Annotated in this window: 13 protein-coding genes; 10 read left to right on the top strand and 3 right to left on the bottom strand. The window is 74.5% G+C overall.

What is annotated here, in order from left to right:
• Positions 1–136 precede the first annotated feature (136 nt).
• Positions 137–982: a polysaccharide deacetylase family protein gene (locus FJK98_RS26990; protein ID WP_145923017.1), complete on the top strand. Its 846-nt coding sequence runs from the start codon at positions 137–139 to the stop codon at positions 980–982.
• An 11-nt stretch (positions 983–993) separates the two neighbouring features.
• Positions 994–2,238 (top strand): MFS transporter, encoded by a 1,245-nt coding sequence (locus FJK98_RS26985; RefSeq protein ID WP_145921468.1) that lies wholly within the window; start codon positions 994–996, stop codon positions 2,236–2,238.
• 28 nt (positions 2,239–2,266) lie between these two features.
• Here the strand turns inward: FJK98_RS26985 and FJK98_RS26980 are convergent, their stop codons facing one another.
• The gene (locus FJK98_RS26980) at positions 2,267–2,785 is read right to left on the bottom strand and encodes a hypothetical protein (RefSeq protein WP_145921467.1); all 519 of its coding nucleotides are present in this window, start codon (positions 2,783–2,785) and stop codon (positions 2,267–2,269) included.
• A 107-nt stretch (positions 2,786–2,892) separates the two neighbouring features.
• Between FJK98_RS26980 and thrB the strand changes: the two genes are divergently transcribed.
• The 4 genes from thrB to prfA all read left to right on the top strand — a co-directional run bounded on the left by thrB (position 2,893) and on the right by prfA (position 8,121).
• A complete protein-coding gene (gene thrB / locus FJK98_RS26975) occupies positions 2,893–3,837 on the top strand; it encodes a homoserine kinase (RefSeq protein WP_145921466.1) in 945 nt (314 codons plus the stop codon).
• 294 nt (positions 3,838–4,131) lie between these two features.
• Positions 4,132–6,189, top strand: coding sequence for a transcription termination factor Rho (gene rho, locus FJK98_RS26970; RefSeq protein ID WP_145921465.1), 2,058 nt, complete (start codon positions 4,132–4,134; stop codon positions 6,187–6,189).
• Positions 6,190–6,687: 498 nt separating this feature from the next.
• Positions 6,688–6,912: a 50S ribosomal protein L31 gene (gene rpmE / locus FJK98_RS26965; RefSeq protein WP_088642795.1), complete on the top strand. Its 225-nt coding sequence runs from the start codon at positions 6,688–6,690 to the stop codon at positions 6,910–6,912.
• Positions 6,913–7,032: 120 nt separating this feature from the next.
• Positions 7,033–8,121, top strand: coding sequence for a peptide chain release factor 1 (gene prfA, locus FJK98_RS26960; protein ID WP_145921464.1), 1,089 nt, complete (start codon positions 7,033–7,035; stop codon positions 8,119–8,121).
• Between the two features lie 104 nt (positions 8,122–8,225).
• Here prfA and FJK98_RS26955 read toward each other — a convergent pair whose 3' ends face one another.
• Positions 8,226–9,770, bottom strand: a complete 1,545-nt coding sequence (locus FJK98_RS26955; protein WP_145921463.1) for a GGDEF domain-containing protein — start codon at positions 9,768–9,770, stop codon at positions 8,226–8,228.
• Positions 9,771–9,845: 75 nt separating this feature from the next.
• Here FJK98_RS26955 and prmC point away from each other — a divergent pair, with 75 nt between their 5' ends.
• The 4 genes from prmC (at position 9,846) to FJK98_RS26935 (ending at position 14,334) form a co-directional block, all read left to right on the top strand.
• Positions 9,846–10,793, top strand: a complete 948-nt coding sequence (prmC, locus tag FJK98_RS26950; protein WP_205789223.1) for a peptide chain release factor N(5)-glutamine methyltransferase — start codon at positions 9,846–9,848, stop codon at positions 10,791–10,793.
• Complete coding sequence (locus FJK98_RS26945; protein ID WP_145923016.1) at positions 10,793–11,440, top strand: L-threonylcarbamoyladenylate synthase; 648 nt, start codon at positions 10,793–10,795, stop codon at positions 11,438–11,440. Before prmC ends, FJK98_RS26945 begins: the two co-directional genes overlap by 1 nt.
• A complete protein-coding gene (locus FJK98_RS26940) occupies positions 11,441–12,052 on the top strand; it encodes a phosphotyrosine protein phosphatase (protein ID WP_145921462.1) in 612 nt (203 codons plus the stop codon).
• Between the two features lie 164 nt (positions 12,053–12,216).
• Complete coding sequence (locus FJK98_RS26935) at positions 12,217–14,334, top strand: transglycosylase domain-containing protein (RefSeq protein WP_145921461.1); 2,118 nt, start codon at positions 12,217–12,219, stop codon at positions 14,332–14,334.
• Positions 14,335–14,460: 126 nt separating this feature from the next.
• Here the strand turns inward: FJK98_RS26935 and FJK98_RS26930 are convergent, their stop codons facing one another.
• Positions 14,461–15,918 carry an SDR family oxidoreductase gene (locus FJK98_RS26930; RefSeq protein WP_145921460.1) on the bottom strand — a complete coding sequence of 486 codons (1,458 nt, stop codon included), beginning with the start codon at positions 15,916–15,918 and terminating at the stop codon, positions 14,461–14,463.
• Between the last annotated feature and the right edge of the window lie 62 nt (positions 15,919–15,980).

The following is a 15,980-nucleotide window of genomic DNA, read 5'->3' as shown; positions in this document are numbered from 1 at the left end:
GCGCCACGACGCGCCCCCGGTCCGGGGTCACCGGGCCGGGGGCGCGTCGCGTCGCGCCCGGGACAGCCGGCCGTTCACCGGGTACGGTCACCCCTGTGTTCCTCTACTGTCGGTCATCGTCGATCCACCCTGGGTGATGGACGTAGATCGGGCGGAGCCGGCCGGGCCGGGCGGCGGGCGGTGGGGCCGGCGACGGGTGCTGGGCGGCGGGGCACTGCTGGCCGGCGGCGTCGCGCTGGGGGCCGCCGGCATGTCCCAGGGGGCCTGGCTGGCCGACCGGCACCTGCCGTTGTCCGCCGGCCCGGCCAGCGCCACCGTCGGCAACCGGCGGCAGGACGTCGGCTCCGGCGGGCTCCAGGTGGTGTGGCACGCCCCGGCCACGCGACGGCTGGTCGCGCTGACCTTCGACGACGGTCCGCTGCCGCGGTGGACGCCGACCGTGCTGGACACCCTGGACAGCCACGCGGTGCCGGCGACCTTCTTCCTGGTCGGGGAGCGGGTGCGCCGGCACGCCGGGCTGATCCGGGGGCGGTTGGCCCGGCACGAGGTGGGCAACCACAGTTGGCGGCACCGGGACCTGGCGCGGCTGGCCGCCGCCGACGTGCACGACGACCTGCGCCGGTCGCACGAGGCCATCGCCGAGGTCACCGGAACGCCGCCCCGGCTGCTCCGGCCCCCGTACGGGCACCTGGGCGGCGGGGTGCTGCACGCCGCCGTACGCCTCGACTACCGGGTCGTGCTCTGGTCGTTGCAGATGGTGGAGGGGGAGTACCCGGACGACCCGGCGGGGCACGCCCGGCGCATCGTGTCCGACGTCGTGCCGGGCACCATCCTGCTCGCCCACGACGCGGGCCCGGAGAACCGTCAGGTGGCGTTGCGGGGACTGGACTCGATGATCACCGGCCTGCGGGCCCGGGGGTACACCTTCGTCACGGTCTCCCAGCTGCTGGGCCATCCGACCGGCTCCCGACCCGGGGGGTAGGGTCCGGGCACGTGTCCTCTCCGCTCTCCGTTCTCGTCCGTAACCGGGACTTCCGCAATCTCTTCCTCGCCGAGCTGGTGGTCTTCGGCGCCGACTGGTTCGTCATGGTGCCGCTGCTGGTGCTGCTGCCGAAGCTGACCGGCAGCGGGGTGTGGGGCGCCCTGGTGCTGGCGCTGGACACCGGGGTGTTGGCGCTGCTGCTGCCGTACACCGGGACCATCGCCGACCGGTTCGACCGCCGGAAGATCATGATGGCCGCGAACGGCGTGACGCTGCTCGGTGTGCTGCTGCTGCTCGGTGTCCGCAACGCCGGTACGGCCTGGCTGGCCATGGTGGCGATCACGGCGGTGGCGGTCGGCAAGGCGTTCTACTCGCCGGCCGCCCAGGCCGCCCTGCCCAACGTGCTCGATCCGGCCGACCTGGCCGTCGGCAACGCCGTCGCCGGCTCCGCCTGGGGGACGATGACCGTGGTCGGGGCGTCCCTCGGTGGCGTGCTGACCGCGGCCGTCGGGCCGTACGCCTGCTTCTGGGTGGGGGTGGTCGGCCTGGTGGCGGCGGCGGGCCTGGCGGCGCTGATCCGCCGGCCGTTGCAGGCCGCCCGGGAGGCCGACCGGTCGACGCCGCGCACCTGGACGGCGATCCGCGAGGCGCTGGGGCACATCCGGCACCGGCCCCGGGTGCTGGCGCTGGTGACGGTGAAGTCGGCGGTGGGGCTGGGCAACGGCGTGCTGACCGTCTTCCCCCTGCTGGCCGCCGTGTACGGGGCGGGGCCGGTCGGCACCGGCCTGCTCTTCGCGGCGCGCGGGGCGGGGGCGCTGGTGGGGCCGATCCTGATGAGCCGGGTGCTGACCAACCGGGCCTGGCTGCTGCCCGGCCTGGCCCTGTCGATGTCGCTGTACGGGCTGGCCTACCTGGGCGCGGCGGTGGCGAGCTGGTTCCCGCTGGTGCTGCTGCTGGTCTTCGTGGCCCACTTCGGCGGCGGCAGCAACTGGGTCCTGTCGAACTTCGCCCTCCAGGGCGAGGTGCCGGACCGGCTGCGCGGCCGGGTGTTCGCCACCGACATGATGCTGGCGACCCTGGCCATCTCGGTCAGTCAGCTGGTGGTGGCCGGTGTGGTCGACCGGGTCGACGAGCGGGTGGTGCTGGCCGGCTGCGGCCTGGTCACCGTCGTGTACGCGGTGGGCTGGCGGATCGCCACCCGCCGGCTCTCGCTCACCGACCCGGCCACCGGGGGCGACCCGTCGACCGTCCGCTGACGGCCGGAGGCGGCGCGGTCGATCCGGCTCAGTCGGCGCGGTCGGCCTGTGGCGGGGCGGCCGGCGGGTGGTCGCTCCCGCCCCACGCGCCCCGACCCGGGTGCTCCGCGGCCTGACCGGCGGCGTAGCCGGGCGGCGGGCCACCCGGGTGCCCGGTCGGGGGGCCACCGGCCGGCGGCGTCCAGGTGCCCCACGGCTGACCGGGCACGGGGGACGGGGACGCGGCGCGGCGGCCGACGAAGACGGCGGCGACGATGAGGCCCAGGCCGATCGGGTAGCCGATCCAGCCGACCGCGCTGACGGCGAGGCTCCACATCTGGTACTGCCGTATCCCGCCGGAGCGGATCAAGTCCGGCAGGGCCGCGACCCAGGCGGTGGTGAGCAGTTCCAGCAGCAGCAGGACGACGGCCCCGGCGAGCAGGAACGACCGGGACCGGCCGGGCAGCCGGCGGCCGGCGGTGGCGCCGAGCACCAGGACGGTCAGCAGGGTCAGCAGGATGGGTAGGTGCCCCAGCACCTGGGTGAGCCGGTAACCGAGCATTGCCACGTCGCCTCCCGACCGGTCGATGGATCGGCGTCAGGCTAGCCGAGCTGATCCAGTTCCACCTTCCGGGCGAGGCGGTCCCCGTCGGTCCCGGGCCCTAGCATGATCCCGTGCCGACGACTTTCACCTCCGGGCCGGTGCGGGTGCGGGTGCCCGCGACCAGCGCCAACCTGGGCCCCGGGTTCGACGCCCTCGGGCTCGCCCTCGCCCTGCACGACGACGTGGCCGCCGAGGTGACCCCGGACGGCGTCCGGGTGGCGGTGACCGGCGAGGGCGCCGGCGACCTGCCGCCGGACGACCGGCACCTGGTGGTCGTGGCCATGCGGGCGGCCTTCGACCTGCTCGGCGCGCAGCCGCCGGGGCTGGCCCTGGAGTGCGTGAACCGGATTCCGCAGGCCCGGGGCCTGGGTTCCTCCTCGGCGGCGATCGTGGCCGGGGTGCTGCTGGCCCGGGGGCTGGTCGCCGACGGCGCGCAGCGGCTCGACGACGAGGCGGTGCTGCGGCTGGCCGCCGAGATCGAGGGGCATCCGGACAACGTCGCGCCGTGCCTGCTCGGCGGGTTCACCATCGCCTGGACGGAGCCGACCGGTGGCCGGGCGGTCTCGCTGCCGGTCGCGCCCGGGGTCTCGCCCACCGTCTTCGTGCCGGCCGTGCGGGGGCTGACGGCCACCGCGCGGGCGGCGTTGCCGGCGACGGTGCCGCACGGGGACGCGGCGCTGAACGCGGGCCGGTCGGCGTTGCTGGTGCACGCGGTGACCGCCGCGCCGGAGCTGCTGCTGCCGGCCACCGTCGACCGGCTGCACCAGGACTACCGTGCGGCGGGAATGCCACAGACCGCCGCACTGGTCAGCGAGTTGCGTGCGGCCGGTGTGGCGGCTGTGGTCAGTGGGGCGGGCCCGACGGTGCTGGCGTTCACCGCACCGCCCGACGGGTTCGACCCGGGAACAGAATGGGAAGTCTGGCGGTTGCCGGTAGAGGTGCGCGGAGCGACGCTCGCACGGGGTAGACTGGGACACGCCGAGCGGGACCCTGTTGCCGCAGGTCGGAAGAGTTGATTACGCTCTAGACTCAGCACAGCCGCGAAGCACGCGATCTCTCTGCGGGTCGGCGCACCCCGAAGCTCTCGGCGGTCAGCCCGTCACCCCTGCCAAGGCCCACGCCGCACCGCAGTTTCCGCAGGTCGCCGCAGACGGCGAGACCTGCTCACCGACGTTGGTGAGTTGGGAAACCGCCCGGCTGCTGTGCCACAGACTCCCGCGACGCGTCATGCGAGGCGGGTGCACCGAGGCCGCCCGGCCACCTTGCTTGTCGATCCCGGGCAGTCCCGGCCTATCGAGGGAAGGAATCCATTGAGCGACACCACCGACGTGACGTCGGATGTTTCCAACGTCGCTGGCGATGCCACCACCGCCGCCCCCGCCCGCCGTCGGCGCAGCGGTACCGGTCTGTCGGCGATGCTGCTGCCGGAGCTGCAGAGCCTGGCCGCGTCGCTCGGCATCTCCGGGACCGCTCGCATGCGCAAGGGCGAGCTGATCAGCGCGATCTCCGAGCGGCAGCAGGGCGGCGCCGCGACCGGCACCCCTCGACCGCGGGCCGAGGTGGCGGCTGCGGCTGCTCCCGTCCGGGAGGAGGTGCACGCTGAGGTGACCCCGGAGCGTGCCGCCGAGCCGGCGTCGGCCACCCCTGCCGCCACCACCGAGACCGAGGGTCGGACCCGGACCCGGCGCAGCCGGGCCAGCACCGCCGAGTCGCGGCCGGCCGCCGAGGCACGGCCCGTCGAGACCCGTACCGAGGAGCCGCCGGTCGAGGCCGGTGAGCGTCCCGAGCGGGCCGAGGGTCGTACCGGCCGGGACCGTGGCGAGCGCGCCGGGACCGAGCGGGCCGGTAACGAGCGGACCGGGACCGAGCGGACCGGTAACGACCGGGCCGAGCGGACGGACAACGACCGGGCCGGCCGTGGTGACCGGGCCGAGCGCGCGGGCAACGACCGGGGCGAGCGGGCCGAGCGGGCCGGTAACGACCGGGCGGAGCGGACCGAGCGCAGCGACCGGGGCGACCGCAACGACCGGGGCGAGCGGGCCGACCGCAACGACCGGGGTGGCGACCGTGGTCAGCGCGACAACCGGGACGACTCCGACGACGACGAGGGCGGCGGCCGGCGGGGCCGGCGCAGCCGGTTCCGGGACCGTCGTCGGGGCCGGGGTGACCGGGCCGAGGGCGGCAACGACACCGGCGGTGGCCGGGAGCCGCAGGTCGGCGAGGACGAGGTGCTGGTCCCGGTGGCCGGCATCATCGACGTGCTCGACAACTACGCCTTCGTGCGGACCACCGGCTACCTGGCCGGCCCGAACGACGTCTACGTCTCCATGTCGCAGATCAAGAAGTACGGCCTGCGCCGGGGCGACGCGATCACCGGCGCGGTCCGGGCCGCCCGGGACAGCGGAGGCGGCGGCGACCAGCGGCGGGACAAGTACAACCCGCTGGTGCGGCTGGACACCATCAACGGCATGGAGCCGGACGAGGCCCGCCGCCGTCCCGAGTTCTACAAGCTCACCCCGCTGTACCCGCAGGAGCGGTTGCGGCTGGAGACCGAGCCGCACATCCTGACCACCCGGGTGATCGACCTGGTGATGCCGTTGGGTAAGGGGCAGCGGGCGCTGATCGTGTCGCCGCCCAAGGCCGGCAAGACCATGGTGCTCCAGGCGATCGCGAACGCGATCACGCACAACAACCCGGAGTGCCACCTGATGGTGGTCCTTGTCGACGAGCGGCCCGAAGAGGTCACCGACATGCAGCGGTCGGTGAAGGGCGAGGTCATCGCGGCCACGTTCGACCGTCCGCCGCAGGACCACACCACGGTCGCCGAGCTGGCGATCGAGCGGGCCAAGCGACTGGTCGAGCTGGGGCACGACGTGGTCGTGCTGCTCGACTCGGTGACCCGGCTCGGCCGGTCGTACAACCTGGCGGCGCCGGCCTCCGGCCGGATCATGTCCGGTGGTATCGACTCGACGGCGCTCTACCCGCCGAAGCGGTTCCTGGGTGCGGCCCGCAACATCGAGAACGGCGGCTCGCTGACCATCCTCGCCACCGCGCTGGTGGAGACCGGGTCGATGGCGGACACGGTCATCTTCGAGGAGTTCAAGGGCACCGGCAACGCGGAGCTGAAGCTCGACCGGAAGATCGCCGACAAGCGCACCTTCCCGGCCGTGGACGTCAGCGCCTCGGGTACGCGCAAGGAGGAGATCCTGCTCGCGCCGGAGGAACTGGCCATCATCCACAAGCTCCGCAAGGTGCTGCACTCGCTGGACTCGCAGGCGGCGCTGGACCTGCTGCTCGACCGGCTCAAGCAGTCCCGCACCAACATCGAGTTCCTGATGCAGATCGCCAAGTCGACACCGGGGGAGTGACCCGCTCCGGGTGAGACCGCCACGAAGGGCACGGCCGCAGCGGCCGTGCCCTTCGTCGTACCCGGGAATTGCGTTTGTGGACTTTTCTTTCGATGGGCCTGGCGGCTCTTGAAAATTCTGTACGTGGCCGGGTTGACTGGGGGCGGGCCGGTCCCGGCCGAGCGGGCCGGGCCCGGCCACCGACGGGCGGCGGGGGAACCTGGGGAGGCGTCCGCCGCCCGGCGGCCCGGCCGGGTGGGCTTCTGAACCTGGGGGAGGAGCCCACCCGGTCCGCCCGCCGGGCGAGGAATGCGGGGCCTGAGCGGCGGGAATGCGGATGGCGGGACGGGCGTTACCACTGCCGGACCGATCGTGCGGCCCGCCCGTCGGGTCGGCTCACGCCCATGGCACACTGGTCAATCGGCCACCGGTTCCGGTTCACGCCCGAGTCCGTCGCGCACCAGGCGGCGGGGGATCAGCGGCGACCCGGCGACCACCTGACGAAAGGACCGAGGCGACATGAAGCCCAACATCCACCCGGAGTACACGACGACCGAGGTCAAGTGCTCCTGCGGCAACTCCTTCACGACCCGCAGCACCGCCAAGGGCGGCTCGATCAGCGTCGAGACCTGCAGCGCCTGCCACCCGTTCTACACCGGCAAGCAGCGCGTCCTCGACACCGCGGGCCGGGTCGCCAAGTTCCAGCAGAAGTACGCCAAGGTCCAGGCGAAGAAGGCCAAGTAGCTCCACCGACGACGCCCGTGTCCGGCCCCGTGCCGGACGCGGGCGTCGTCCGTTGCGCCCACCCGTGACCTCCGTGTCCCGTTCCACCGCCGCCGGACCCGTCGAAGGAGCACCCCCCGCATGAGCAGCGAGCGCCTGGCCGCCCTCCTCGACGAGTACGCCGAGCTGGAGAAGCGGCTGGCCGACCCGGCCATCCACGCCGACCAGAACACCGCCCGCCGGGTCGGTCGCCGCTACGCCGAGCTGGTCCCGCTGCACAAGGCCGCCGGTGAGCTGGAACAGGCCCGCGCCGACCTGGTGGCGGCCCGCGAGCTGGCCGCCGAGGACCCGGCGTTCAGCGAGGAGGCCGACTCCATCGCGGCGACCCTGCCGGCGCTGGAGGAGCGGCTGGCCGAGCTGCTGATCCCCCGCGACCCGCACGACGCCAAGGACGTGATCATCGAGATCAAGGCCGGCGAGGGCGGCGAGGAGTCCGCGCTGTTCGCCGGGGACCTGCTGCGGATGTACACCAGGTACGCCGAGCGGCACGGCTGGCTGACCGAGGTGATCGACGCGCAGGACTCCGACCTCGGCGGGGTCAAGGACGTCTCGCTGGCGATCAAGACCAAGGGGGTCCCGGACGGCGGCAACGGCGTCTGGTCCCGGTTGAAGTGGGAGGGCGGGGTGCACCGGGTGCAGCGGGTCCCGGTGACCGAGTCGCAGGGCCGCATCCACACCAGCGCGGCCGGTGTCCTGGTGCTGCCCGAGGCCGAGGACGTCGACGTCACCATCGACCCGAACGAGCTGCGGATCGACGTGTTCCGCTCGTCGGGGCCGGGCGGCCAGTCGGTGAACACCACCGACTCGGCGGTACGCATCACCCACCTGCCCACCGGCGTGGTGGTCTCCTGCCAGAACGAGAAGTCCCAGTTGCAGAACCGGGAACAGGCGATGCGCATCCTGCGGGCCCGGCTGCTGGCGGTGGCCCAGGAGCAGGCCGACGCCGCCGCCTCGGACGCCCGTAAGGCGCAGGTGCGCACCGTGGACCGCTCGGAGCGCATCCGCACCTACAACTTCCCGCAGAACCGGATCACCGACCACCGGATCGGCTACACCGCGTACAACCTCGACCTGGCGCTCGCCGGGGAGCTGGACGGCGTCCTGGACGCCCTCGCCGAGGCGGACCGGGCCGCCCGGCTCGCCGGCGACACCGAGCTGACCCGCCGCTGACCCGGTCCGGGGGCCGGCCCGGCGCACAGCGGCCCGGCGCGGCCCGCCACAGCGCGCCTGACGGTGTCGTGGCGGGCCGGTGGGAGAACTCCCAGGGGTGAGGGTCAGGAGGCGCGGGAGCGGGCCTTGGCGCGCAGCATCTCCCGGTCGGCGATCTCGAACGCGAGCCCGAGGGCGTCGCGCAGCGCGGTGCCGGTGCCGGCGACCTCGGCGAACCCGATGCTCACCCCGACCGGGGTGCCGGGCACCAGCGACTCCCAGTCCTCGGTGCGCACCGCCGCGTCGATCCGGCGGGCCACCTCGGCAGCCTCGGCCATGCCGGCCCCGGAGAGCACCACCACGAACTCGTCGCCGCCGTAGCGGGCCACGAAGTCGCCCCGCCGCATCACCCGGTTGATCACCCCGGCGATGCGTTGCAGCACCAGGTCGCCGGAGTGGTGGCCGTGGGTGGTGTTGACCGCCTTGAAGCCGTCGAGGTCGCAGACGCCGATCACCACCCGCTCGCCCCGGGACACCACCGAGCCGATGTAGCGCTCCAGCCGCCGCCGGTTGGGCAGCCCGGTCAACGGGTCGGTGAGCGCCTCACCCTCGTAGCGGGCGGCCTCCCGGCGCATCTCCTCGTGGTCGATGCGGGCCGCGATGCCGTCGATGTAGACGTCGCGCAGCCGGTCGTTGCGCTGGGCGGCCAGCCGGAACGCCATCCGGTCGGCGCGGTGCGCGGCGGCGTGGTCGCCGGCCCGGGAGAAGGCGATGCTGCGCAGCCGGGACAGCTCCGCCGCGCCGAGCGTCTCGGCCGACACCCGGGCCGAGTCCAGCCGGGTGATCGCCTCGATCGGGCGGCCGTCGGCGACCGCCAGGCAGACATGGCCGAGCTGGCGCATGTCCCGGGCACGGGCGCTGTCCCCGCCGTGGTCGAGCAGCCGGGCCGGCTCCGGGCCGACCGGGGTCGCGTCGCCGAGCGCCGCCCGGCGGACCGCCGCGTAGCCGTACGCGGCGAGGCTGCTCGGCCGCAGCCGGTCGGCCCGCCCGTCGTCGACGAACCGGGCCAGGTCGGCCGCGATGTCGCGGAGCACCCGCAGGCAGCCGTCGCTGTCGCCGTTGTGGTCCAGCGCGACGGCGTTGCGTAGCCGGATGCCGGGGGCGGCGAAGGTCTCCTCGGGGATGCCGGCGGCGGCGCCGTGCTGGCGGGCCCGTTCGATCGCGCCCAGCGCGTAGCCGTGGAAGCTGAGGTAGGAGTAGGCCATCGCCAGGTCGTGCCAGCCCCAGGCGGTGTCCCGGTCCCGGTCCTCCGCCGCGCCCAGTGCCCGGGCCGCCCGGACCAGGTGCATGACGCAGCGGTCGAGCGCGCCCTGGTGGTGCGCGGCGAGCGCGGCCAGCGCGTTGAGGTGCCCGTGCAGGTAGGGCTCGGGCAGGTCGCGCACCGCCCCGGAGGCCTCCTCGATGGCCCGGGTGAACTCGGCCGTCCGGCCCAGGTTGATCAACGCGCAGAGCCGCTGCACCAGCGCGTCCGCCCGGGTGTACGGGTCGGCGGTGGTGCGCAGCACCCGGTCGAGGACGCCGACCGCCTCGGCCGAGCGGCTCGCCTCCTGGAGGCTGCGGGCATGCGTCAGGGCGTCAACCTGGTCATCGACCCGGTCGAGCCACCCCACCTGGCGAACCTCCCGTCGGTGTGCGCCCGGCCGCACCCACTCGTGGCGGGACCGACGACGCCTCATGATTATGGCGTGACCTCACTCCCACGCCACCCGTCCGAAGGGACAGAACGCGAGCGGACCTCGCCCGTGGTGGCCCGCGCCGCCCGTACCCTCGCCGCCGCCGGGGTGGCGTCGGCCCGGTCCGAGGCGGAGCAGCTCGCCGCGTACGTGCTGGAGGTGCCCCGGGGCCGGCTGGCCCTGACCGACGGCTTCACCGCCGCCCAGCGGGCCCGCTACGACGCGCTGGTGGCCCGGCGGGCCGACCGCGAGCCGTTGCAGCACCTGACCGGGCGGGCCGGCTTCCGGCACCTGGAGCTGGCCGTCGGGCCGGGCGTCTTCGTGCCCCGCCCGGAGACGGAGCTGCTGGCCGGCTGGGGCATCGACCGGGCGCTGACCCGGCCGGACCCGCTGGTGGTCGACCTGTGCAGCGGTTCCGGGGCGATCGCGCTGGCGGTGGCCCAGGAGGTGCCGGCGGCCCGGGTGGTGGCGGTGGAACGGTCCCCGGCCGCGCTGGCCTGGCTGCGGCGCAACGCCGCCGAGCGGGCCGCCGTCGGGGACCGGCCGGTCGAGGTGGTGGCCGCCGACGTCACCGACCCGGGGCTGCTGGCCGACCTGGTCGGCGCGGTGGACGTGCTGCTGTGCAACCCGCCGTACGTGCCACGGGCGGTGCCGGTCCCGCCGGAGGTGGCCGGGCACGACCCCGACGAGGCGGTGTTCGGCGGGGCGGACGGGCTGGTGGTGCTGCGGCCGGTGCTGCGCCGGGCGGCCGAGTTTCTGCGACCCGACGGCGAGCTGGGCGTGGAGCACGACGACACGCACGGCGGGGCGGTGCCGGCGCTGCTGACCGCCGACGGCCGGTACACGGCGGTGCGGGCGCACCGGGACCTGGCCGGGCGGCCCCGGTTCGCCACCGCGTCCCGCCGGTCGGACGGCCCGCACGCCGTCCCGGCGTCGGCGTGGCAGACTGGCTCCTCGTGATGCTCTACGACTGTCGGTCATCCGCCGACCGGGACCGCGGCATCGCCGCGGCGATCGAGGCGGTCAAGAACGGCGAGCTGGTCGTTCTGCCCACCGACACGGTCTACGGGATCGGTGCGGACGCGTTCACCCCGTACGCGGTCAAGGCCCTGTCCGACGCCCGGGGCGGCAGCCAGGCGGCGCCGCCGGTGCTGATCGGCTCCCGGCACACCCTCGACGGCCTGGTCTTCTCGCTGCCCCGCGCGGCCCGTGACCTGGTCGAGGCGTTCTGGCCCGGTGCGTTGACCATCGTGGTGGAGCACTCGCCGAGCCTCGCCTGGGACCTGGGCGGCGACGCCGACGGGACGGTGGCGGTCCGGATGCCGCTGCACCCGGTGGCGCTGGAGGTGCTGCGGGAGACCGGCCCGATGGCGGTGGCCGCGGCCAACAAGGTGGGCCAGTCGCCGTCGTTGACCGCGGAGGAGGCCCGCGACCAGCTCAGCTACTCGGTGCGGGTCTACCTGGAGGCCGGGGCGTGTCCCGATCCGGTGCCGAGCACCATCGTCGACCTGACCGGGGAGACGCCCCGGCTGCTGCGGGCCGGCGCGATCACCCTCGACCAGCTCCGCGACGTCGCGCCGGACATCCTCGACGAGCGGGGAGCCTGAGTGCCGCCGTTCACCGTCCTGCACGTCTGCATGGGCAACATCTGCCGTTCCCCGATGGCCGAACGGCTGCTGGTGCTCGCCGTCCGCGAGCGGCTGGAGCGGCTCGGCGTCGACCCGGCCGGGGCGGACGCGCTGCTGCACAGCCACAGCGCCGGCACCGGCGGGTGGCACGCGGGGGAGGAGATGAACCCGCCGGCCGCCCGGCAGGTGCTGGGTCGCGGTGGTGACGTCGAGGGTTTCGCCGCCCGCAAGCTGCGTTCCGACCTGATCGACGCCGCCGACCTGGTCCTCACCGCCACCGCCGACCAGCAGGAGTACGTGGTGGCGCTGCGTCCGGACGCGGCGGCGCGCACGTTCGTGCTGGGTGAGTTCGGCCGGCTGCTCGGCGCGTTGGACACCACCGCCCTGCCGCCGGCCGGGGCCACCCCGGACGCGGTGTACGCCCGGGGGGTGGCCCTGGTGGCGGCGGTCGACGCGGCCCGGCAGGGGGCGGGCGCGCTGCACTCCGACGACCTGGACGATCCGTGGGGCCGGGGCGACCAGTGCTTCAGCCGGGTGGCCGACGAGATCGAGGAGACGGTGCACCCGCTCACCTCGGCCCTGCTGCCGTGACGGCCGGCTGAGCGGCGGCCCGTCCGGGTGACCGGCGCGGCGTGTCCCGGCCCGCGCGCCGTGTCCGTCCCGCGAACTTCCTCCGGTTTCGGGGAAAGATGAGAGTTCGGGCGGTTTTGCGGGTCATGCTGAACGGGTCCTGACGACTCCTGCGGGGAGTACTGATGATCCGGGCCCTCCACAAGGCGTTCACCGTGCTGCTCGCCGGCGTCCTCGCCGGCCTGGTGCTGGCCGCGGCGGCCCTGCCGCTCGCGCTGGTGTTCGGCCTCGGCTTCGGCGGCCTCGCCTCGTCCTACGCCGAACTGCCCAACACCCTGCGCACCCCACCCACCGCCCAGCGGTCCACCCTGTACGCCGCCGACGGCGTCACCCTGGTCACGTCCTTCTACACCGAGGACCGGGTGGACGTGCCGCTGGCCAAGGTGGCCCCGGTGATGCGGCAGGCCATCGTGGCCGCCGAGGACGCCCGGTTCTACCAGCACCGGGGCGTCGACCTGCGGGGCGTGGTCCGGGCGTTCACCGTCAACCAGCGCGACGGCCGGGCCCGGCAGGGCGCCTCCACGCTGACCATGCAGTATGTCCGCAACGTGCTCAGCAACGACCCCCGGTTGACCAAGGAGCAGCGGAAGAAGGCCACCGAGATCAGCACCGCCCGCAAGCTCCAGGAGATGCGGTACGCCCTGGCGCTGGAGCGCGAGCTGACCAAGGACGAGATCCTCACCCGCTACCTGAACATCGCCTACTTCGGCGCCGGGGCGTACGGGATCGCCGCCGCCACCAAGCGCTACTTCTCCACCACCCCGGCCCGGCTGACCCTGGCCCAGGCGTCGCTGCTGGCCGGGCTGGTCCGCTCCCCGGACACCGACGACCCGATCAACGGCGACGCCGACGCGGCGCTGACCCGGCGCTCGTACGTGCTGGACCGGATGGTGGCGCTGGCCCAGGTCGGGCCGGTCGACGCGGCGCAGGCCCGCGAGGAACCGCTCGATCTACGGCCCAGCCGGACGCCGAACGACTGCACCGCCGTACCCGAGCAGCGCAACGACTGGGGCTTCTTCTGCGACTGGTTCACCCAGTGGTGGAGCGACCAGCCCGCCTTCGGCGCGACCGCCGCCGAACGGCAGGACACCCTGCGCCGGGGCGGCTTCCGGATCGTCTCCTCGCTCGACCCGGCGGTGCAGCGGGCCGCCGTACGCCAGGTGACCGGCATCTACGACGTGGACGACCCCCGGGCGGCGCCGGCGGCGGTGGTCCAGCCCGGCACCGGGCGGGTGCTGGCCCTGGCGGTGAACCGCCACTACAGCGTCGCCCCCAACCCGGCCGGGCAGCAGAACTACCCGAACACGGTCAACCAGCTCGTCGCCGGTGGCAACGGCATCGAGGGCTACCAGGCCGGTTCGACGTTCAAGCTGTTCACCCTGCTGGCCGCCCTGGAGTCCGGGCTGCCGCTGGAGACCGCCTTCGTCGCGCCGAGCCGGATCGTGACCCGGTTCCCGACCGACGACCCCCGGTCGAGCTGCGGCGGCCGGTGGTGCCCGGTCAACGCCACCCCCGAGTGGATGGACGGCTACCGCACCATGTGGACCGCCTTCGGCCGGTCGGTGAACACCTACTTCGCCTGGCTCACCGAGAAGGTCGGCGCGGAACGGGTGGTCGAGATGGCCGAGCGGCTGGGCATCCGGTTCCGCGCCCCCGACGACGCCGAGCTGGCCCGCTCCGGGGCGCGCAACTGGGGGGCGTTCACCCTCGGCGTCTCCTCCACCACCCCGCTCGACCTGGCCAACGCGTACGCCACGGTGGCCGCCGAGGGGACCTGGTGCGCGCCGCTGCCGGTCGTGTCGATCACCGACAGCGCCGGGAAGGAGGTGGCCGCCGGCCGGCCCGACTGCCGGCAGGTGATCGACACCGAGGTGGCCCGCGCCGCCGCCGACGCGGCCCGCTGCCCGGTCGGCGACCAGTCGATGTACCGCCGCTGCGACGGCGGCACGGCCGAGCAACTCCGCCCGGGGCTGGGTCGCCCGGTGGCCGGCAAGACCGGCAGTTCGGAACGGAACGAGACCGAGTCGGTGGTGGCGTTCACCCCGCAGCTCGCGGTGGCCCAGATCGCCGCCAACCCCGACGACCCCCGGGACGCCGTCGGCGCCGCCGTGCAGAGCCGGATGGTCGACGCGGTGGGCCGTATCCTCGCCGCCGCCCTGGCCGACAGCCCGGTCCGCGACTTCGTCCCGCCCAACGAGTCGATCACCTACCGCCTCGCCCCCACCCCCCGCGACGGCAACTGACCCCACCCCACCCCACCCCACCCACCCCGCCCCACCCCGTCGATCATGGAGTTGTGGTGCTCGCATAACGGACCAAAACGGTCTGATCCGTCCACCACAACTCCATGATCGACACGAGGTGGGGGATCAGGGGGTTGGGGTGTGCCGGGCGATGTTGCGGGCCATGCCGCCGAAGACGACGGCGTGGAACGGGGCCACCGACAGCCAGTAGAGGTGGCCGGGCAGGCCCCGGGGGAGGAAGACGGCGCGTTGCACGTACCGGCTGTGGCCGTCGCCGGCCGGCTCGGCGCGCAGCTCCAGCCAGGCCCGGCCGGGCAGCCGCATCTCGGCGCGCAGCCGCAGCAGCTCCCCGGGGACGATCTCCTCCACCCGCCAGAAGTCCAGCGCCTCGCCGACCTGCAGGCGGTGCGGATCGCGCCGGCCCCGGCGCAGCCCCACCCCGCCGACCAGCCGGTCCAGCCAGCCGCGTACCGACCAGGCGAGCGGAAACGAGTACCAGCCGTGCTCGCCGCCGACGCCCTCGATGACCCGCCAGAGCGCGGCCGGCGGGGCGGCCACCTCCTGCTCCCGGACGTCGGTGTAGGCGGTCCCGCCGGACCAGTCCGGGTCCGACGGCAGGGGTTCGGCCGGGGCGTCCGGGCCGCTCGCGTTCGACCAGCGGGTCTCCACCTGGGCGTCGCGCACCTTGGTCAGGGCCAGCGCGACGGCGTCGTCGAAGCCGGTCAGCCCGCCCGGCGGGTCGGGCAGCCACCGGGCGATGTCGTGCTCGTGCGCGACCGCCTCGTGGATCAGGCTCTCCACCAGCGGGCGGGCGATGGCGTTCGGCACCGGGGTGATCAGCCCCACCCAGTGCGAGGACAGCGCCGGGGTCAGCGGGCGGACCGGCACGATGATCCGGCGGCGCAGCCCGGCGACCCGCGCGTACCGCTGCATCATCTCCCGGAAGGTGAGCACGTCCGGGCCGGCGATGTCGAACGCCCGGTCCACCTCCGGGGGCAGGCCGGCGCAGCCGACCAGGTAGCGCAGCACGTCCCGGACGGCGATCGGCTGGATGCGGTTGCGGACCCAGCGGGGGGTGACCATGGCCGGCAGCCGTTCGGTGAGGTGGCGCAGCATCTCGAACGAGGCGGACCCGGACCCGATGATCACGGCGGCCCGCAGCACCACCGTGGGCACCTCGCCGGCCAGCAGGATCCGGGCCACCTCGGCCCGGGACCGCAGGTGCGGCGAGGTCGAGCCGCCGGCCGCCGGCTCCGGCCCGCCCAGGTAGACGATCCGGCGTACGCCGGCCGCGGCGGCGGCCTCGGCGAAGTTGGTGGCCGCCTCCCGGTCGGCCGCCTCGAAGTCGGCCTGCCCGAGCGAGTGCACCAGGTAGTACGCGACGTCGACGTCGGCGAAGGCGGCCGGGAGCGTCTCCGGCCGGCGCAGGTCCCCCTCGGCGATCTCGGCCTGCGCCGCCCAGGGCACGTCGCGCAGCCGACCGGCCTTACGGGCCAGACAGCGCACCTGGTGCCCCTCGGCCAGCAGGCGGGGCGCGAGCCGTCCACCGATGTATCCGGTCGCGCCGGTGACGAGGCATCTCACGGACACCAGTGTGCGGCTCCGTACACTCTTTCGCTGTGGAGAACGTGAAGCGCACCTGGTGG

It is taken from the genome of Micromonospora sp. HM134 (assembly GCF_007833915.1).
Classification (GTDB): domain Bacteria; phylum Actinomycetota; class Actinomycetes; order Mycobacteriales; family Micromonosporaceae; genus Micromonospora; species Micromonospora wenchangensis.
The sequence above is the reverse complement of the archived record's forward strand: the minus strand, read 5'-3'. Positions and strand labels throughout refer to the sequence as shown.